The organism is Marinobacter sp. 1-4A, assembly GCF_016597725.1.
In the GTDB taxonomy this organism is placed as follows: Bacteria; Pseudomonadota; Gammaproteobacteria; order Pseudomonadales; family Oleiphilaceae; genus Marinobacter.
Genome location: NZ_VCGY01000008.1, coordinates 19116 through 38669, shown reverse-complemented (window position 1 = coordinate 38669; position 19554 = coordinate 19116). Strand labels below are relative to the sequence as shown.

At 52.5% G+C, this 19554-nt stretch carries 14 protein-coding genes; 7 read left to right on the top strand and 7 right to left on the bottom strand.

Translation table 11 applies throughout. From position 1 onward, the window contains the following. Window positions 1–54 precede the first annotated feature (54 nt). Together FE845_RS15475 and glnE are read right to left on the bottom strand one after the other, a co-directional pair. On the bottom strand, window positions 55–978 hold the full coding sequence (locus FE845_RS15475) for a branched-chain amino acid transaminase (protein WP_200366607.1): 924 nt from the start codon (window positions 976–978) through the stop codon (window positions 55–57). An 80-nt stretch (window positions 979–1058) separates the two neighbouring features. Continuing rightward, window positions 1059–3962: a bifunctional [glutamate--ammonia ligase]-adenylyl-L-tyrosine phosphorylase/[glutamate--ammonia-ligase] adenylyltransferase gene (gene glnE / locus FE845_RS15470; RefSeq protein ID WP_200366605.1), complete on the bottom strand. Its 2904-nt coding sequence runs from the start codon at window positions 3960–3962 to the stop codon at window positions 1059–1061. Window positions 3963–4040: 78 nt separating this feature from the next. Between glnE and FE845_RS18865 the strand changes: the two genes are divergently transcribed. Further along, window positions 4041–5210 carry a potassium channel protein gene (locus FE845_RS18865; RefSeq protein ID WP_200366603.1) on the top strand — a complete coding sequence of 390 codons (1170 nt, stop codon included), beginning with the start codon at window positions 4041–4043 and terminating at the stop codon, window positions 5208–5210. Between the two features lie 22 nt (window positions 5211–5232). Then, window positions 5233–6576: a magnesium transporter gene (mgtE, locus tag FE845_RS15460; protein ID WP_200366601.1), complete on the top strand. Its 1344-nt coding sequence runs from the start codon at window positions 5233–5235 to the stop codon at window positions 6574–6576. Here mgtE and FE845_RS15455 read toward each other — a convergent pair. From FE845_RS15455 to typA, 5 genes are all read right to left on the bottom strand, one after another. Continuing rightward, window positions 6565–7446: a CYTH domain-containing protein gene (locus FE845_RS15455; protein WP_200366599.1), complete on the bottom strand. Its 882-nt coding sequence runs from the start codon at window positions 7444–7446 to the stop codon at window positions 6565–6567. The genes mgtE and FE845_RS15455 overlap by 12 nt on opposite strands. A 102-nt stretch (window positions 7447–7548) precedes the next feature. Next, window positions 7549–8505 (bottom strand): porin, encoded by a 957-nt coding sequence (locus tag FE845_RS15450; protein WP_200366597.1) that lies wholly within the window; start codon window positions 8503–8505, stop codon window positions 7549–7551. Between the two features lie 294 nt (window positions 8506–8799). Next, the gene (gene dtd / locus FE845_RS15445) at window positions 8800–9246 is read right to left on the bottom strand and encodes a D-aminoacyl-tRNA deacylase (RefSeq protein ID WP_200366595.1); all 447 of its coding nucleotides are present in this window, start codon (window positions 9244–9246) and stop codon (window positions 8800–8802) included. A gap of 96 nt (window positions 9247–9342) precedes the next feature. Further along, window positions 9343–10305, bottom strand: a complete 963-nt coding sequence (gene pip, locus FE845_RS15440; RefSeq protein ID WP_200366592.1) for a prolyl aminopeptidase — start codon at window positions 10303–10305, stop codon at window positions 9343–9345. A 139-nt stretch (window positions 10306–10444) separates the two neighbouring features. Further along, a complete protein-coding gene (gene typA, locus FE845_RS15435; RefSeq protein WP_200366589.1) occupies window positions 10445–12256 on the bottom strand; it encodes a translational GTPase TypA in 1812 nt (603 codons plus the stop codon). A 618-nt stretch (window positions 12257–12874) separates the two neighbouring features. On the opposite strand from typA, the gene glnA reads away from it, so the two are divergent. The 5 genes from glnA (at window position 12875) to FE845_RS15410 (ending at window position 19542) form a co-directional block, all read left to right on the top strand. Beyond that, window positions 12875–14278, top strand: coding sequence for a glutamate--ammonia ligase (glnA, locus tag FE845_RS15430; protein WP_200366587.1), 1404 nt, complete (start codon window positions 12875–12877; stop codon window positions 14276–14278). 204 nt (window positions 14279–14482) lie between these two features. Then, window positions 14483–15007, top strand: a complete 525-nt coding sequence (locus tag FE845_RS15425) for a DUF4124 domain-containing protein (RefSeq protein WP_200366585.1) — start codon at window positions 14483–14485, stop codon at window positions 15005–15007. A gap of 279 nt (window positions 15008–15286) precedes the next feature. Beyond that, window positions 15287–16384: a nitrogen regulation protein NR(II) gene (gene glnL / locus FE845_RS15420; RefSeq protein WP_200366583.1), complete on the top strand. Its 1098-nt coding sequence runs from the start codon at window positions 15287–15289 to the stop codon at window positions 16382–16384. Then, window positions 16381–17805 (top strand): nitrogen regulation protein NR(I), encoded by a 1425-nt coding sequence (glnG, locus tag FE845_RS15415; RefSeq protein ID WP_200366580.1) that lies wholly within the window; start codon window positions 16381–16383, stop codon window positions 17803–17805. The genes glnL and glnG overlap by 4 nt, the downstream gene beginning before the upstream one ends. A 108-nt stretch (window positions 17806–17913) precedes the next feature. Then, window positions 17914–19542, top strand: a complete 1629-nt coding sequence (locus FE845_RS15410; RefSeq protein WP_200366578.1) for a diguanylate cyclase — start codon at window positions 17914–17916, stop codon at window positions 19540–19542. Window positions 19543–19554: the final 12 nt, after the last annotated feature.

The following is a 19554-nucleotide window of genomic DNA, read 5'->3' as shown; positions in this document are numbered from 1 at the left end:
AAATAACCTCCGGTGCCCCCTTTATGCTGGATATAATCCGCCCCCACTGGGCAATTACCGCACGTGTGTCAGCCAGTCACTATGCTGCGGCAGCTTTCCTTTCACTGCATCAAAATACATAGCCTGCAACTTCTCGGTTACCGGCCCACGCTTGCCTGCGCCAATGGCGCGGCCGTCCAGCTCACGAATGGGTAGCACTTCAGCGGCTGTGCCGGTAAAGAATGCCTCGTCTGCGATGTAAACTTCATCACGTGTAATACGGCGCTCTTTTACCGGAATGTTCAATTCTGCTGCGAAATCCAGAATAGTTTGGCGAGTAATACCTTCCAAACAGGAGGTTAGTTCTGGAGTATGCAGCACCCCATTACGCATAATGAATATGTTTTCGCCGGAGCCCTCAGCCACATAGCCTTCGTTATCCAACAACAGGGCTTCTTCGCAACCGCTGGCGATCGCTTCGTTCAACGCCAACATGGAGTTGATGTAGTTGCCATTGGCTTTGGCTTTACACATGGTGATATTAACGTGGTGACGGGTATAGGATGAGGTCCGCACCTTAATACCGATTTCCTTGGCTTCCGGCGACATGTAAGACGGCCAGCTCCATGCTGCAATCATCACGTGCACTTTCAGGTTGTCTGCACGCAGCCCCATGCCTTCAGAGCCCAAAAATGCCATCGGGCGCAGGTAGGCTTCATCCAAATTATTCTCACGAACTGCAGCACACTGGGCATCGTTCAATTCTTCCTTGGTGAACGGCATTTTCATATTCAGAATATGAGCGGACCGGAACAAACGGTCGGTGTGCTCTTTCAGGCGAAAAATAGCCGGGCCATTCGCAGTGTTGTATGCGCGCACGCCTTCAAAACAGCCCATGCCGTAATGCAAGGTGTGGGTCAGGACATGGGTTTTGGCATCACGCCAGGGAACCATTTCTCCATCTAGCCAGATAACGCCATCGCGATCAGCCATCGACATGCTTCGTTGCTCCTAAAAAAAGCGGTTTTGGGGGAACTTGCATTCTAGCAGGAAATTTTGACGGAACGACAGCAGGCACGCTATACCGCCATGACTTTCTGCCAGACAGATTGAATGTAAACCCGCTCGTCTACAAATGCATCGCCTGCCACCTGACTGTTGAGATTCTGCAGCGCCCGTCTATGGATGCTGGAGCGCAGCGCAATGTAGGCTTCGCGCAGTTTCTCTGCATCGCTTACAGGCAATACACCTGCCCTACCCAACTCTTCCATCTGCCGAATATTATCAGACCACTGGGTCAACTCAGGATGCAACTCACACCAGGCGAGCATCAGGTACTGCACCATAAACTCCATATCCACAATGCCGCCAGAATCGTGTTTGATGTGAAACGTCTCTTCTTGCCTGCTCTCCGGCGTGCCCAAGTTGGCACGCATCTTTTCGCGCATCTCCACCACTTCATGGCGCAGCTTGTCTTTATCACGGCTCTGGCACAGTATGTTGTGCCGAACGGTTTCAAACGCTGAAATTGCTTCGGCACTTCCGGCAACGCCCCGGGCTCTGGCCAAAGCTTGGTGTTCCCAAGTCCATGCGTCATTGCGCTGATACTTCTCAAAGGCCTGCAACGTACTAACCAGCAAGCCGGAATTGCCTGAGGGTCGTAGGCGCATGTCGACTTCATACAGCTGGCCCGAAGGTGTTTGGGCGTTAAGTATGTGAACAATCCGCTGCCCAAGGCGCGTATAGAAAACCGCATTATCAATAGGCTTATCACCATCCGTTGCCAAGGCCGGATCGGCTGTGTGAATGAACACAAGATCAAGGTCCGAAGTATAACCAAGCTCGATACCCCCAAGCTTGCCATAACCGATAACCGCGAAATCCGAGCCCTTATTTACACCTTCAGCCTGCCCGGGATAACCGTGGCGGGCCACCAGGTTGGCAAAAGCAACATCCACAACGTGATCTAGCACCACTTCTGCGATCCAGGTCAGGTAATCACTTACCTTCATGAGAGGCAAGGTACCTTTGAGCTCAGACGCAGCAACACGCAAGGTGTGGGCTTTTTTGAAATGACGCAGCGATTCCATCTGGTTTTCCAGATCATCATAGGAAATTCGCAGCATTTGCTGTCGCAATTCATCCTGCAACTCGTCGCGAGCAGGCGGGCTGTATAGGCTTTCGGCGTTGAGCAGTTCATCCAGCAGCAGCGGTGTTTCTGCGAGCTGTCTCGCAATCCATGGGCTTTCACTGCACAGGCTTACCAGTTGCGCACGGGCGCCCGGATTTTCCAGCAGAAGCACCATGTATGCCGTTCGGCGCAATATCGCTTCAACTAACTGCAAAACCCTAGACAGGGTTTCAGAGGGCTTATCTACTTCCGTCAGCGCCTCCAAAAGCACAGGCATAAACTGATTCAAGCGCTTGCGCCCCTGTGTCTGCATAGTTTGGACGGTGCGGTTATCACGCAGACTACTGAGGAGGCTGAGACTGGCTGCCGGATCTTCGTAGCCGTGTTTTTCCAGCCACTGGGTGTCTGAAACCTCGTCAACCTCCGCCAGCCATAGCTCGCACCAACCTTCGTCTAGTGATGACTGAGCGCTGCTATCATCCTCTTCGCTGGCAATGATGTTGGCAAAATGTGTGGCAACATTTTCCCGGTGCCGTGCCAGTTCCTGCTGGCAGCTGTGCCAATCATCAAACCCCATGATCAGCGCGACTCGTGCTCTTGCCAGGTCATTTTCAGGCAACAACTGGGTTTGCTTATCCTCCATACCTTGCAGCGCATGTTCCAGATTGCGGAGGAAAACGTAGGCCTCGCGGAGCTCGTTGATTACCTGAGGTGGCAGCAACTCCAAGGCTTCAAGCTCTTTTAGTATGATCAGCAATTCCCGTTGCTGCAGTTCCCTATCCCGGCCACCACGGATGAGTTGGAACGCCTGAACCACAAACTCAATTTCCCGGATGCCACCGCTGCCGAGTTTAATGTTGTTCTCCAGCCCTTGCCGACGCACTTCACGACCAATCATGGCTTTCATACTGCGCAACGATTCGAAGGCACTGAAATCAATGTATCTGCGATACACAAATGGTCGCAGGCTCTCCATAAGAATCTGACCAGCTTTCATATCCCCAGCCACCACACGGGACTTGACCATGGCGTAACGCTCCCAGTCTCGCCCCTGATCTTGGTAGTAGGTTTCCAGCGCAGCAAAGCTCAATGCAAGCGCCCCGCTCTGTCCATAAGGGCGCAAGCGCATATCCACACGGAAGACAAAACCATCGGCGGTGATCTGATCCAGTGCTTGAATCAGGCGCTGACCAAGACGGATAAAAAATTGCTGGTTATCCAGTGAACGACGGCTGCCCCGGGTTTCGCCCTTACCGGGAAACGCAAAAATCAGATCTATATCCGAAGACACGTTTAGTTCACGCCCACCCAGCTTCCCCATACCTATAACGACCAAGGATTGCGGCGCCTCCTCACCCGATACTGGGTCCTTTCCCCAAGGCGTGCCATATTGCTCACAAGCGGCCTCATGCAGCCAGTCCAACGCACCCTGAATACAAACCTCTGCAAACGCACTCGTCGCAGCCATCGTCTCCTCAAGGTCGGCCCAGCGCAGTAGATCCCGCCAGATAATACGGAACTGCATTTCCCGGCGAAAACGGCGTAAGGCTGCGTGTAAGCTGGGCTCATCAGTAACATCGGCAAGATACTCAGCCCAACGTGCTTGCAGGTAGTCGGGGGTGGTCGGCTCACCCAGCGTCCGCGATTGCACCAGTGCGCGGACTTGGTCCGGATGACGCTCAAGGGTTTGGCGTAAAAAGAGGCTGCGGGCGACAGCCTGAGCAATTACTTCTTCCGATACGCTGGCATCGTCCAGCAGCCAATTTGGCAAACCTTCCGGAAAAACCGAGGCCCAACTGGCAGCGACATCATCTGCCAAAGGTAACGGAAGGCAATTCCATGGCTCGGACATAATGCAAACCCCTGTCTCTCTGTTATATTTCCGCTACTGTATAACGAACTTAACCGAGACTGAACAGGGCAACACCGGATGCTGAGAAACCGCTTTCCCCTTAACGCCGAACATGAGAAGAGCCATATACCCATGGGCGGGCTCATCAGGGAGCGAGTAAAGCGTCTATTCATGATTTTGATAGCACTACTGACCACCCAGATACTGATTATTTGGGCGGTTGAAGACCTAACCCTGTTCGAATCTCTGTGGATGTCGATGACCACCATCGCGACAGTCGGTTATGGCGATTTCGCACCTGTGACCTATATAGGGCGAATTAGCACCATTTTGCTCATGTTCGTGGGCGCTATCACCCTGCTAACCCTCATTGTCAGTGATTTTATTGAGTACCGGTTCTACCGCCGGGAACGCATTTTAACCGGACGCTGGATCTATAAAATGAACAACCACATTGTCATCATCAACACCCCAAAACACGGCGGCGTAACCTATTTCATGCGCTTTGCAAAGCAAATCCGTTCTGTTCAGGGCTATGAAACCATACCTATCATGCTGCTTACCCGGGAATTCCCCAGTGGCCTGCCCGCGGAGCTGTCCGATTTGGGCATAGTGCATTTCCACGGTTCGGGCTTCGATCCGGAGGCCTTGAAGGCCGTGCACGCGGGAAGTGCAAAGTACATTGTTGTGCTGGCAGCGGACGAATCTGACCCCCACTCGGACAGCCTGACTTTCGACATTTCCCACCGCCTCGCCGAGCTCAACCTTGGCCAGAAAACCACGGTAGAGTGTGTTACGGACGCTAACCGCAGCCGCTACAAAGAACTCGGTGTGCGGGCGGTTATACGCCCTGTTCGGACCTATCCTGAAATCATGGTGCGCTCCGTGGTAGCGCCCGGATCGGAAAAGGTGTTGGAAGACATGTTCAATTACGAGCAAGATCACCCGCACCGCTACGATTTGGTACTGGATGATCTAAACTGGGCGGACATTGTCAGCGCGTTGATCCGTCACGGCATTGGGACTGCACTGGCGTATATCGATCATAACGACGAAGTTGTCTGCCACCCTCCCATAAGCAAAGAGATTGAGGGGAAAGGACTTATCGTGCTGGTGAAATCCAGCGATACACCGGACCTTGAAGTGATTAAGGAGGCACTGGAGCGCTACCGCAAGTTTATGGAGAAATGGAGAAACATGCAGGAAGATGCGACCATTACTGATCCATCCGCTTCCACTACCCACTGAGCAACTTCCCTAGGCACTTTCTATGGAATCCGTACTTTTCCAGCCGCTGGTAGATGCGCTTGCATCCGGGCAACCTCAAGCCGTTATTGACGCAGCCAACCTGTTTAACGCAGCCGACCTTGCCGAGTTTATTGAACAAAGCAGCGAGGGCGATGCTGGTATCTCCCTGTTTAAGAGTCTCCCGCTGGCCCAGCGAGCGAAGGTGCTGGGCTATACCAACCCGGAGACCCAGCTGGTACTGACACAAGCAACACCCCTAACAGAGCTTGCGCTGCTGACCGCTGAGATGCCATCAGACGATCGGGTTGATTTCTTTAACTTGCTTGAAGAGCCTCGCCAGAAGCAACTTATCCGAAAGCTCGACGAGGAAGATAGGGATGACCTAACCGCCCTTTTAGCCCACGCCGAAGGCACAGCTGGCGCACTGATGAGCACGGACTACGCCGTGTTTGAGTCTGGCATCACGGCTAGTGAAGCCATAGATATTTTGCGGAAAACAGCAGAAGACAAAGAGACCATTTACCAATCGTACGTGATTGATGAGGAACAGGTACTACTCGGCGTGGTTTCTTTGCGCCGCTTGATTGTTGCCAAGCCAGACGCCGTCATCGATTCCCTGCTTGCGACCGGTTTGGTAACAACCCGAACCGACACTTCTCAGGATGATGTTGCCAGATTGATCGCGAAATACGACTTACTGGCGTTGCCTGTGTTGGATGAACACAACCGCTTGGTAGGAATTATTACCTACGATGATGCCATGGATGTTATCGAAGCCGAGGCCACAGAAGATATCCATAAAGGTGGGTCGGTCAGTAATCTGGATACCGGCATTACGACAGCCTCCCCTTTCTCCCTGTACCGCTCCCGGATTCAATGGCTGGTTATTCTGGTATTTGCCAATATCTTTACCGGTGCGGGCATAGCCCATTTTGAAGACATCATCGGTGCGCATCTGGCTTTACTGTTTTTCATGCCTCTTTTGGTGGCCAGTGCGGGAAACGCAGGTGCGCAATCTGCCACGTTGGTGGTACGAGGTATTGCAACAGGAGACGTGGTAAACCGTGACTGGCTTCGCCTGTTCAACAAGGAACTGTTTGTAGCAACTGCGCTGGGCCTGACCATGGCCCTAACAGTTTGGGCAGTCGGCATGTTTCGCACGGAAATGGTCATTGCCACCATCGTAGCCATAACCATGATAGCCGTCGTACTGGCGGGCGGGCTTATCGGTATCTTGCTGCCACTGCTGCTTAACCGGCTAGGGGTTGACCCGGCCGCGGCGAGCATCCCACTTATCACAACCATTGCTGACGTAAGCGGAGTACTAATTTACTTCAGCATCGCCACAGCGATTTTAGGCACCTGACCCAAGGCGATTCGCCAACAATGCGAGCTGACACCGACCAATGTCTGGTTTGGCCAGTAAGTCCTGCAAGGGCTGTCCCATTTCTAGGGCTTCAATAACGGACGCAAAGGACTGCCCCAACCCACAAGCCTCGGCCTGAGTTCTCAGCGATTGAATATCCAAACCTGCAAGCGGGACGCTTGTCTGCTCTAGCCAAGCATTGCTGAGCCGTTGTAAAAAACGATCAAGGTCATCCTGCTCGTCGGTGTTTTCAATAACGGCGGAACCGACCATGTGTATGCCCGCAAGACAGTAACCTTGCTCGGCCTTACTGATCAGGTTTAAAAAAACCGGACATTGCTGGGCCAGACGTTCGGCCCAGATAAGCAGGCGTTTCGGGTCGCCGGAGACCAACTCAAACTCGACTTCGTGTAGCGGCTTTTCCCGACCACCGCCTGCAATAACCCCCTCATCCAAAGCGCATTCAATCACGGCATCGCCATCGTCCAGCATGACCACTTGGCGGGTAAAGTTGGTTTCAAAAACAGGCGCCAACCGAGCTAAGTTCACCCTGTCTCCCAACGATGTATCCGCCAGCAACCCCAACGATAAATTCGGTCCCGAGACTGGCCACTCCCATTCTTCGCGGCGGTGAGCACCATTGACGAACTCACCACGGGTTTTAAGGGTTTGTATATACTGGCTGCCAGCCTGACGCACACGCAAGGCGGCTTTTTGGTGATTAAGCTCCGCATCTGGCGTGTCATAGTAGCAGTTCACCAGTGACTTCTTGCTCCCCTTTTCGGCCTCTGGCTGAGACTGCAACCAATTGAACGCCTTCATTAAATGATCAGGCGCAAGACTCAGTTTTATCTCTAGCTCTTCAGCCATATTTATTACACCTTTAAATTCTACGAACCAAAAAAGCAAAAACCGGTGACCCTAGGGTCACCGGTTTTTAGTACTAAACTAACTGATTAGCCGGTTGGCTGATCAGAAGTAGTAGGTACCACCAACAGCCAAAGCAGAACGCTCGCTTTCGTTTGCAACGCCATAGGCGCCGTCGTCACCGTTGCCCAGGTAACCTTCTACGTACACGTACATGTGGTCAGACAGGTTGTGCAGAGCTTGAACAGTGATGGTATCGCGGCTCAAATCAGAGCCATCAATCTCTTCGATTTCGTAGGAGAACGCGAACTGGTTTGCGCCCAACGCGTAAACAGCGTGAACACCGTAGTTGTCACGTGCGTCTTTACGAGTCTGGAATTGACCAGTCAGGCTCAGGCTGCCCATGTTGTAGGTAGCACGTACGCCGTAGGTATTTTCATTACTGCCATCACCCTCGTTTGAGTCCATTGCGACAGCAAGCTCCAACGCATCCAGAGAGTATGTAGCGGCTAGCTGGTACGGGTAAGACTTTTTGGTCGTCTGGGAGTCAAGATCGCCATTTATCTGAACGGCCGCACCAAGAACCAACCCGCCAAAGGAAGGCGATGCATACTGAATGAGATCGCCTTCACCAGTAGTGTAACCACCGCCAAAGTTGTAAGCTCCAAACTCGTAAAAGTTCGAGATCTTGTCGATCGAACGCTCATAAGTAGAGTCATCGGAACCTACCCAAATCTGACCGAAGCTATCTCCTTTTACACCGATGTAAGCTTCATCCAGACGAGCTTGACCGCGACCGTAAGACTTGTCATCAGCGTTAAAGCCGTCCAACTCCAGCTTGAAGAAACCAGTGATGCCCGGAGCGATTTCGTGGTCGTGCAATACGCCTAGCGTAGAACCATTGTCTGCGTGCTCGAGACCGTTAGCTCCACCAGCCACATCAGCGTGATATGCAACATACTGAATGTTACCGTAAACCGTCGGCAGATTGCTTTCCTGAGCCAGTGCGGTGCCAGAAATCGTGGCGGCAGCGATAGCAGATGCGATAAGCGTTTTTTTCATCTTGTATGTCCTTTTGCGAGTTATTTCAGGTTTTAACAACGGGTTAATCCCGATTTTGTAAGGTGCCCCAGAAAACCGGATGGCTCCCATTTTATGATCGCTACATGTCAAGTACATGACATAACAGCAACTTTTCCTATAACAAAGATCCGCAGCTTGGCGTCTCTTTATGGCTCAGTCACTTACGGCGCCATCTTAAAGCGCCACCTGATGACTCATCAATAATACAATCAAGCCAATTTTGCAAATATTTAATGCCTTGCGTCACCCAGCGCCGATATACTCAAGGAACGCTTAGCGGGTAGACAGCATGAAAGTTACCGGCCCATCGTTTACTAAGCTCACCTTCATGTCCGCGCCGAAGCAGCCTTCTTTAACACGCTCTACACCTAAGCTCGCTCGGGCGAAATCGAGGAAGCTGCCGTACAAACTTTCAGCTAAATCCGGGCTAGCTGCGTGCGAAAAACCCGGTCGAGTACCAGATGACGTATCAGCGGCGAGTGTAAACTGGGGCACTACCAGTAGAGCACCACCAGTATCAAGCAGACTAAGATTCATGCGCCCTGCCTCATCGGGGAAAATTCGATAAGCAAGAATTTTCCGGCACAATTCCTGCGCTTCGTTCTGCCCATCTTTCCGCTCTATACCTAACAGCAAAAGAACGCCTGCATCTATGCATGAAACTTCATGCCCGCCAACCTCGACACCTGCTTTCACTACCCGCTGAACAAGCCCTTTCATGTGGCTTTTGGCAACTCCCGAGATGCAAGAAAATTACAAACAAGCAAGAGTGTATCCATGCATATAAGTTCCCGCAACCCCGATTAACGAATAGCCTCAGCCTGCAATTTGCTCTGCTTTGGCGATCACCTCGTCCACACCTCGCACTAGCGCATCCACAATCGCAGGTTCAGACGCTGAGTGGCCAGCTTCACGAATAATCCTCAAATCCGCTTCCGGCCAAGCCTTGCTGAGTGCGAGGGCGTTGTCCAAAGGGCAAACCATATCGTAGCGCCCATGCACAATAATGCCGGGTACATGCCGGAGCTTGTGGGCATCCCTTATAATTTGGTTGTCCTCTAAAAAGGAGGCGTTCATAAAGTAGTGGCATTCGATTCGCGCCAGAGCAATGGCAACATGAGGGTGACCAAAATGCTCAATAACCCTCGGGTTCGGGTGCAGAGTTGCGCATCGGCCTTCCCATATAGACCAGGCCTTTGCAGCCTGTATCTGTTCCAGCTCGTTGCTGCTTGTGAGCCTGCGGTAGTAGGCACTCACCATATCATCGCGCTCATCCACTGGTATCGGCGCCTCAAAGTCCTGCCAGTAATCCGGAAATACGCGGCTTGCACCATCTTGGTAAAACCAGGAGATATCCCGGGGGCGGCAAAGAAAAATGCCACGAAGAACCAACCCCATAACGCGCTCAGAGTGGGTCTGGGCGTACACCAAACTGAGCGTCGACCCCCAACTCCCACCGAACAGCAGCCAGCGTTCGACACCTAAAAACGTGCGGATTGTTTCCATATCCTGAACCAGCTTGTCAGTGCTGTTACCTTTCAACTCCGCAAGCGGTGTTGAGCGGCCCGCGCCACGCTGATCCCACAGAATGATGCGAAAGCGCTCTGCATCAAAAAAACGGCGGTGATAATCTTCGCAGCCGCCACCCGGGCCGCCATGTACAAAAAGCACAGGGATCCCCTCTGGGTTGCCGCTTTCCTCAACATACAACTCATGGGGCGCCTCCACCGCCAGCCGGTGTTTTGCGTAAGGCTTGATATCGGGGTAAAGGGTAAGCATGGGTCACTCCGCTATTGAAATTGGTTTCGTTGACAGTGTAGCGGAGTTAAGCCCACACAGAACGGCCTTTGCAAAGAACGAAGACCAAAAAAAGGCCGGGGCTGTGTTACCAGCGCCGGCCTGATTTAGAGCGTAAACCTTACTTCTTATTCGCGCGCTTGCGCTCGTTCTCGGTAAGGTGTTTTTTACGCAGTCGAATGGACTTAGGCGTTACTTCAACCAACTCATCGTCATCGATAAACTCCAGCGCCTGTTCAAGGGTAAACTTGATCGGTGGCACCAAGCCGATGACTTCATCCTTGCCAGAGGCTCGCATGTTGTCCAGTTTCTTACCCTTGGTTGGATTGATAACCAAGTCATTTTCACGGCTATGGATACCGCAAAGCTGTCCTTCGTATACTTCCTGACCCGGGTCAAGGAAGAGCTTGCCACGGCTCTGAAGGGTTTCCAGCGAGTAGGTCAGAGCTGTACCTGTCGCCATGGAAACGAGAACACCATTTTGGCGATTTGTAACATCACCGCTCTTGATGGGCCCGTAGTGACTGAAGGTTGAGGTCAAAATACCCGTGCCGGACGTCATAGTCAGAAAGCTGTTACGGAAACCAATCAAGCCCCGCGCAGGAATGGTGTATTCAAGGCGCATACGACCCTTACCATCCGGCACCATATTGGTGAGCTCACCTTTACGCAGCCCCATTTGCTCCATCAAAGGCCCCTGATGCTGCTCTTCAATATCAACAATCACGTTCTCGTATGGCTCTTGCTTCTCGCCGTCCACTTCTTTGATAACAACTTCAGGGCGACCTACCGCCAGCTCGAAGTTTTCACGGCGCATGTTCTCGATCAGAACCGACAGGTGTAACTCACCACGGCCAGACACCTTGAACTTGTCTGCTGAATCACCCTCTTCAACGCGCAAAGCAACGTTGTGCAGCAACTCTTTCTCAAGGCGGTCTTTGATGTTCCGGCTAGTTACAAACTTGCCCTCCTTGCCACAGAAAGGAGAATCGTTAACCTGGAAGGTCATCGAAACCGTAGGCTCATCAACCGTTAGCGGCGGCAGAGCCTCCACATTGTTCATATCGCACAGGGTGTCGGAGATATATAAAGCGTCCAACCCACTGACGCACACGATATCGCCCGCCTGAGCTTCGTCGACTTCTACGCGCTGTAGGCCGGAGTGCCCCATAATTTTAAGGATGCGGCCCTGACGCTTTTTACCATCGGCGCCAATAGCAACGACCGGCGAGTTGGTTTTAATCTTGCCGCGAGCAATTCGGCCTATACCAATCACACCTAGAAAGCTGCTGTAATCCAGCTGGGATATCTGCATCTGGAAGGGGCCTTCCGGATCAACAGCGGGCGCAGGTACGTGATCAACAATGGCTTGGAATACAGCATCCATGTTATCTGCAAGATCTTCATGATCCAGCCCAGCAACACCGTTCAGCGCGCTGGCATAAACGATTGGAAAATCTAACTGCTCATCTGTAGCACCAAGGCTATCAAACAGATCGAAAACCTGATCTACAACCCAGTCAGGACGAGCGCCCGGGCGGTCGACCTTATTCACGACTACAATCGGGCGCAAGCCCGCTGCGAAAGCCTTTTGAGTTACAAAGCGTGTCTGGGGCATGGGGCCATCGATGGAATCTACCACCAGCAGCACACAATCCACCATGCTCATTACCCGCTCCACTTCGCCACCAAAATCCGCGTGGCCTGGGGTATCTACGATGTTGATGTCGTAGCCGTTCCATTTCAGCGCGGTATTTTTGGCAAGAATGGTAATGCCCCGCTCTTTTTCCTGATCGTTGGAATCCATAACGCGCTCGTTTTCGAGCTCTTTGCGATCCAGCGTTCCAGACAAGCGCAGCAGCTTGTCCACCAGCGTGGTCTTACCATGGTCAACGTGGGCGATAATGGCGATATTACGAAGTTTTTCAATCACAAAATTAATCCTGCGGCATGCACTCAATGACCTGAGAAGGTCGTTCACGAGCAAGGCCCGCACATGCCATCTCAAATCTGTAAAATGAACTCATCCACCGGAACCTGAAGGCCCGGCGCCTCACGTGTAACATCCGGATCAATGGCCCGGGCACACGCGGAGAAAATGAAGCGGCGCGCAGTATATCGAAAACTCTGCACCGTTTATATGAAGAAGAACGCCTATTTCTTAATCAGCTTTGCCAAACCAAACTCGGCGCACCAACTTGGCGCAACGCACCAGCCGATAGCACCATAACGCACCAGCTTAGTGCGCTTCAGCAACTCTAAGTCAGCCCAGCCCACACAGCCCCGTTATATAATCAACGCAGATACTGCGGCCTGCTGACCGAAAACACCCTGATCCATGGGATTCAAGTCAAAACTGGCAAGCACCTTGCTTTAACCCTGCCAACAGGTTTTAAAACCTTCTGCGCACCTGAAATGTGAAGGTAAGAATCGACAGCTTTTGCTAAGCTGCGCAGACCTGTATAACAGACCGGAATTCAGCCCTGCAGAACGATCCGGAACACTGATCACGAATTCACCCGCTGTGCGGGATTACTTACGGAGCATACACATGTCCAAGACAGCTGATTTGATCAAAGAGCACGAAGTGAAATGGGTTGATATGCGGTTCACCGACAGCCGCGGCAAAGAGCAGCACGTCACTATACCTGCGACCGAGGTTAACGAGGACTTCTTCGCCGAAGGCAAAATGTTTGACGGCTCATCTATCGCTGGCTGGAAAGGCATCAATGAATCCGACATGATCCTGATGCCGGACGACAGTAGCTCCGTTCTTGACCCGTTCACCGAAGAAAGCACCATCAACATTACCTGCGACATTGTTGAGCCTTCAACCATGCAGGGCTACGAGCGCGACCCTCGCTCTGTTGCTCGTAGAGCCGAAGAGTATCTAAAATCCACAGGCATCGCAGACGGCGCCTTGTTTGGCCCTGAGCCAGAGTTTTTCGTTTTCGATTCCGCGAAGTGGAAAACCGACATGCAGGGCTCCATGTATTCGCTGCACTCCGAGGAAGCTGCCTGGGTTTCCGGCGACGACTTCGACAGCAACAACATTGGTCACCGCCCCGGCGTTAAAGGCGGCTACTTCCCCGTACCACCGGTAGACAGCCTGCACGACCTGCGCGGCGCAATGTGTGCTGCTATGGAATCCATGGGATTGGTTATTGAGGTGCATCACCACGAAGTGGGCACAGCTGGCCAGTGTGAAATCGGTGTCGGCCCTAACTCCTTGACCAAAAAGGCGGACGAAGTTCAGATTCTTAAATACTGCGTGCACAACGTAGCCCACGCCTACGGCAAAACCGCTACCTTTATGCCCAAGCCAGTCGTCGGCGATAACGGCTCCGGTATGCATGTGCACATGAGTCTGAACAAAGATGGCAAAAACCTGTTTGCAGGCGACAGCTATGCTGGCCTGAGTGAAATGGCACTGTTTTACGTGGGCGGCATCATCAAGCATGCCAAAGCCTTGAACGCGTTCACCAACCCGGCTACTAACAGCTATAAGCGTCTGGTTCCGCATTACGAAGCACCGGTTATGCTGGCGTACTCTGCGCGCAACCGCTCCGCATCTATCCGTATTCCCTATGTCACCAGCCCGAAAGCCCGCCGTGTGGAAGTGCGCTTCCCTGATCCGGCCGCCAACCCGTACCTTGCATTTTCTGCGCTGATGATGGCTGGCCTTGATGGCATCCAGAACAAGATTCACCCAGGCGATGCCATGGACAAAGACCTTTACGACCTGCCGAAAGAAGAGGCTCTTAGCATTCCAAAAGTTGCTGAGACCCTTCAGGAAGCCTTGGTCGCTTTGAAAGAAGACCATGAGTTCCTGACCCGTGGTGGCGTGTTTACAGAGGATATGATTCAGGGCTACATCGACCTTAAGCGTGGTGAAGTTGAGCGCATCAACATGACCACTCACCCGGTCGAGTTTGAACTGTATTATTCCTGCTAAAGCCTTTCAGTTGCCGTCGATAAAACCGCACTGGAACTGAATAGCAGCATCAAAAGCCCCACTCAAAAAAGTGGGGCTTTTTTTGTGATTCTAAACACAACGCCCTTGCCCTTAACGATATGTAACCATCATCTCATCCTGTCACATTGAAAAGGTCCGCTCGGCCATTGATAATCACACCAAACAATACAGCGGACTGTACTTATGAGACTGAAACATGGAATAACCGCAGGGCTAATGCTACTGATCACGACACCGGTAATCGCAGAGGTTTACCGTAACGTGGATGCGCAAGGCAACGTAACCTTCTCCGATGAGCCGTCCAAAGGCGCGGAGACAGTGAAAGTAAAACCTGTAACAACCATAACACTCCCCAAACCGAAAAATGTGCGTGAAACCGACAAATTGCGGGAAGAAGTGAAGCGGGAAGGGTCGATTTACGAACAAGTTTCATTCATCTACCCTGAGGATGAACAAGCGTTCCACAGCGGTAGCGGCGATGTGCACTTTGAAATGCGCAGCACCCCTGAACTTGAACCGGGGCACAAATACGAAGTAACGCTCGATGGCCAACCCGTCGGCCAAAGCGCATCAGGGTCGGTTACCGTCAACAATGTTTTCCGTGGAACCCACGATGCGGGCATTCACATTATTGACCGAAACGGCGTTCAGATTAAAACCGGCAAACCCATACGCTTTACCGTTCACCGCCCTTCTGTGCAAAACTAAATCTTCGGGCCGCACCGGTCTGGTGCGGTCGCACTCTTTTGGTGCAATAATGGCTTAGCGCCGATAGATAAAACACCAAACCTACCTGCGCTGTTTGATCCCAGACTGCCCTGAACTGCTCCGCCCGGCGCCTCTGCTGCTTGGCCCAAACTTCCGTTTACTGGCTCACCGAAACTGGTTCGGTTCTTGCTGAATTCTGTTACAGCGACAAAGGCAGATATGGGGAATTCCGTTTAGACACCCTCCCACTTCTTTTGCCATAACCAACAGGATCCGCGCATGGCACAGTCATCAACCAGCGAAAACCACTTTAAGAACATGCTGGACAACCTCACCACATCAGTTGTTGTATTAGAGCGCAATTTGGTTATCCGCTACCTAAACCCTGCGGCAGAAAACCTGTTCGAAACCAGCATGACACGCAGCGCTGGACTTGCGCTCAGCGACATCCTGCTGGATTCGGATGACGCTTTCAGAACGTTGCGCAAAGCATCCGAGACCGGCCACTCTTACACTCGCCGGGAGACTGAATTTCTGCTTGCCAGCGGCTCGCAGCGCACCGTCGATTACTCCGTGTCTCTCCTTGACCAAGATCCAGCTGTGCTTTTGGTGGAGATACAGCCTAGAGACCGCCTACTTCGGATAAGCCGAGAAGAAGACTTGATTGCCCAGCAGGAAACCACCCGCATACTTGTAAGGGGCATGGCGCATGAAATTAAGAACCCGCTAGGAGGCATCCGCGGCGCCGCGCAGTTGCTTGACCGGGAACTGGCTAGCGCAGACCAGCGGGAATATACGCGAGTTATTATTGAAGAGGCAGACCGCTTGCGCAGCCTTGTTGATCGCATGCTGGGCCCCAACAAAGCACTCAAGCTCGCACAAACCAATATCCATGAAATACTCGAGCGCGTACGCACCCTTCTTGACGCAGAAAGCAAAGGCAGAGTGCTATTCCAAAGGGACTACGATCCCAGTCTGCCGGAGCTGCTGGGAGACAAAGAGCTGTTGATTCAGGCGTTCCTCAACATCGCCCGCAACGCTATGGAAGCGGCCTTTGAAAGCCCAACCAATCATTCCGGTGTTGAACAAGCTCCCAGCATTACATTCCGCACACGCGCCCTGCGACAAGTCTCCATTGGCCCCAATCGCCACCGGCTTGTGTGTCGAATAGATATCATCGATAACGGCCCAGGCATTGCACCAGAGCTGCGCCAGAATATTTTCTACCCGATGATCAGCGGTCGCGCTAACGGCACAGGGCTAGGGCTATCCATTACCCAAAGCATTATTGGCCAGCACCATGGACTGGTTGAGTGCGAGAGCGAACCGGGCCAAACGGACTTCATTATCTTCCTGCCTCTGGAGGGCACATCATGAGCCAGACATCCGCCAAAGTATGGATTATCGATGACGATCGCAGTATACGCTGGGTACTGGAGCGCGCCCTCGATCAAGCTGGCCTGCAGCCAACCGCGTTCGAGAGTGGCGAGAACATCATGAAGCGGCTGGAACAGGAACAGCCCGACGCTATTATCAGCGACATCCGTATGCCCGGCATCGATGGCATCACCCTGTTATCACGGATTTCTGCATCTCACCCAGACATTCCTGTGATTATCATGACGGCCCATTCTGATCTGGAAAGTGCGGTCACCAGCTACCAGACCGGGGCTTTCGAGTATCTTCCGAAGCCCTTTGATGTAGACGATGCCGTTGCGTTAGCTGAACGGGCCGTAGCCCATAGTCATGAAAAGCGAGCGGGCTCCCAGCCAAAGGAAGAAGCCCACCAGCACAGCACCGAAATCATCGGCGAAGCCCCAGCCATGCAGGAAGTTTTTCGCGCTATTGGCCGGCTTTCCCACTCAAACATCACAGTACTGATCAACGGGGAAAGCGGAACAGGCAAAGAGCTGGTTGCTCAAGCCCTGCACAATCACAGCCCCCGCAGCAGCCACCCTTTCATTGCCTTAAATATGGCCGCCATCCCCAGAGACCTTATCGAATCCGAGCTCTTCGGACATGAAAAGGGGGCTTTTACCGGAGCATCAGCAATACGTCAGGGGCGGTTCGAGCAAGCTAACGGAGGTACCCTATTTCTTGATGAAATTGGCGACATGCCAGGCGACACCCAAACCCGCCTGCTAAGAGTTCTTGCCGATGGCGAGTTTTACCGGGTTGGCGGCACCACGCCCGTTAAGGTTGATGTACGAATCATAGCTGCCACACACCAGAATCTGGAAAAGCTCGTTCAGGCTGGCGACTTCCGGGAAGACCTTTTTCACCGCCTGAATGTCATTCGCGTACACCTACCGAAGTTGGCTGAGCGCCGGGAAGACATCCCCCGGTTGATGCAACACTTCCTGCAAAGGGCAGCCAACGAACTCACGGTAGAGCCCAAGATCCTACGCCCGGAAACTCAAAGCTTCCTTACCACATTGCCTTGGCCCGGAAACGTGAGGCAGCTTGAAAACATCTGCCGCTGGCTCACGGTAATGGCCAGTGGCAGAGAGGTTCATATAAACGACCTACCACCCGAATTGCGCCATCAAAGCGAACCCCGCAGTAGCGGAACCACTTGGCAGGAAGGGCTGAAAAACTGGGCGAATCAAGAGTTAAGGCGGGGAGAGACCGCCATTCTCGAATCCGCAATGCCTGAGTTCGAAAAGATCATGATCGAAACGGCACTCGAATACACCGGTGGCAAGCGCCGCGATGCGTCAGTTCTGCTGGGCTGGGGAAGAAATACCCTGACGCGCAAAATCAATGAGTTGGGTATGGATCGCGCAGAGGAGGAATAGCTTTTCTCTCGCACACACGGTCCGAATCAATTCTGAACAACTGGCAATTGATCATGGTTGTGTTAAAACATGCGACACTTTTAGCCTTGACCTACCGAACTCACTCACATGACGAAAACGCACTACAGGATATTTCTGGCCGTCTCACTCACCTTACTCGTGAGCGAAGCGATCTTCGTCATGATCAACTATGTGAGTGACAAAGAGGCCCTACAAACCGCGCTCGCTCAGAAAGGGCAGCAGTCACAAAAAACTTTTGAAGTTGCTTTATCGACAACTCTGGACAGCATGTCTCAGTTGGCGACTTTTGTCGCTAACTCTCCCGATGTCCAAAGGTTGCTGAACGAAGCCGAACGCGCCACTGCAGGTAACAGCGGCGGCAATGTCATGAAGCCTGACGACATCCGCGCACTGCTGTACGAAGCAGTTTCTCCGGGCTGGCAAAAAATGACGAAAGAATATCAGGTGCGCCAGCTGCATTTTCATCTCGGACCGGGCTCTAACAGCTTTTTACGCGTCCACAAGCCTGAAAAGTTCGGCGACAACATGGATAACTTGAGGCACTTGGTCGTAGATGTAAATCGTGACGGACAGCCTCGTCAGGGGTTTGAATTGGGCCGGGTATACGCTGGCCTGCGTGGTGTTGTGCCCGTTTTCAGTTTCAGTGACCCAACAAAACAGGTTGGGGCACTGGAGGTAGGAACGTCGTTCAGTACCCTGATTGAGTCGTTGAGCTCCGCAATCGGTTACGAAGTGGCGATCGTGATCCGAAAGGAGCGCGTGGACGAGGCGGTATGGAAACGACCAACTGAACCGCTCATATCAAACTGCGGCTGTTTCGTTGAAGCCAGTTCATCCGACAATTTGAAAGAGGTGCTTGCAGCCCGTGAAAACAAGCCGGAGCACCACCCGACATCCGAAGGCCGCACCATCATACTGAAAACACAAAGCGGCCCGATTACATTAACGGAATTTGCACTTCGTGATTACATCGGCATCCGTGACAAACACGAACCGCCGCTAGGGCGAGTGATGATTTGGCAACCCGCTGACTCCGCACTACAAGGGCTCTATCACGACACATGGGTCAATATTGTCTATGCCATTGTTGTCTTCATTCTGATCGAACTTGCACTCTATTTTGGTATGCATCTAGCAATGAGCAAGTTGGAAGCCACCATTAAATCCCGAACCAGAGATATCAGAACACTGAACGTCAAGCTGGAAGAAATGGCCAACAAAGACGCACTTACCGGAGTTTACAGCCGCCGCTATTTGATGGAGCGCGTGCGACAAGAACTGAACCGAGCATCCAGAGGAGAGTATCCAGCTGTTATTTTAATGCTGGATGTAGATCACTTTAAACAGATCAATGATAACTGGGGGCACCAGACTGGCGACAGGGTGCTTGCAAAGCTAGGCCGCATAATGATGGAGCATGCCAGAAACTATGATGTAGTTGGCCGGTACGGCGGAGAAGAGTTCGCCATTTTGATTCCCGGCGCAAATGAAAAAATGGGCTATCAAATCGCGGAGAAGTTGCGCGTTCGCGTGGCTGAGGAAATCACAATCCCCGGCAGTGAGGATAGTATCATCACTATTAGCGTGGGGGTGGCTGGCTACAAAAAAGATTACCGGCAAGAGGACTGGTTCGCCGCTGCGGATACGGCCCTATACGCTGCCAAACGTGCGGGAAGAAACAGGGTTATAGTCAGTGAGCCGGATGGAGGCGCCTAAACTCAATAAATT

Excerpts from the sequence above, each read along its gene's own strand:
- FE845_RS15475 (WP_200366607.1), bottom strand. The coding sequence starts at position 978 with ATGTCGATGGCTGATCGCGATGGCGTTATCTGGCTAGATGGAGAAATG.
- glnE (WP_200366605.1), bottom strand. The coding sequence starts at position 3,962 with ATGTCCGAGCCATGGAATTGCCTTCCGTTACCTTTGGCAGATGATGTC.
- FE845_RS18865 (WP_200366603.1), top strand. The coding sequence starts at position 4,041 with ATGCTGAGAAACCGCTTTCCCCTTAACGCCGAACATGAGAAGAGCCAT.
- mgtE (WP_200366601.1), top strand. The coding sequence starts at position 5,233 with ATGGAATCCGTACTTTTCCAGCCGCTGGTAGATGCGCTTGCATCCGGG.
- FE845_RS15455 (WP_200366599.1), bottom strand. The coding sequence starts at position 7,446 with ATGGCTGAAGAGCTAGAGATAAAACTGAGTCTTGCGCCTGATCATTTA.
- FE845_RS15450 (WP_200366597.1), bottom strand. The coding sequence starts at position 8,505 with ATGAAAAAAACGCTTATCGCATCTGCTATCGCTGCCGCCACGATTTCT.
- dtd (WP_200366595.1), bottom strand. The coding sequence starts at position 9,246 with ATGAAAGGGCTTGTTCAGCGGGTAGTGAAAGCAGGTGTCGAGGTTGGC.
- pip (WP_200366592.1), bottom strand. The coding sequence starts at position 10,305 with ATGCTTACCCTTTACCCCGATATCAAGCCTTACGCAAAACACCGGCTG.
- glnA (WP_200366587.1), top strand. The coding sequence starts at position 12,875 with ATGTCCAAGACAGCTGATTTGATCAAAGAGCACGAAGTGAAATGGGTT.
- FE845_RS15425 (WP_200366585.1), top strand. The coding sequence starts at position 14,483 with ATGAGACTGAAACATGGAATAACCGCAGGGCTAATGCTACTGATCACG.
- glnL (WP_200366583.1), top strand. The coding sequence starts at position 15,287 with ATGGCACAGTCATCAACCAGCGAAAACCACTTTAAGAACATGCTGGAC.
- glnG (WP_200366580.1), top strand. The coding sequence starts at position 16,381 with ATGAGCCAGACATCCGCCAAAGTATGGATTATCGATGACGATCGCAGT.
- FE845_RS15410 (WP_200366578.1), top strand. The coding sequence starts at position 17,914 with ATGACGAAAACGCACTACAGGATATTTCTGGCCGTCTCACTCACCTTA.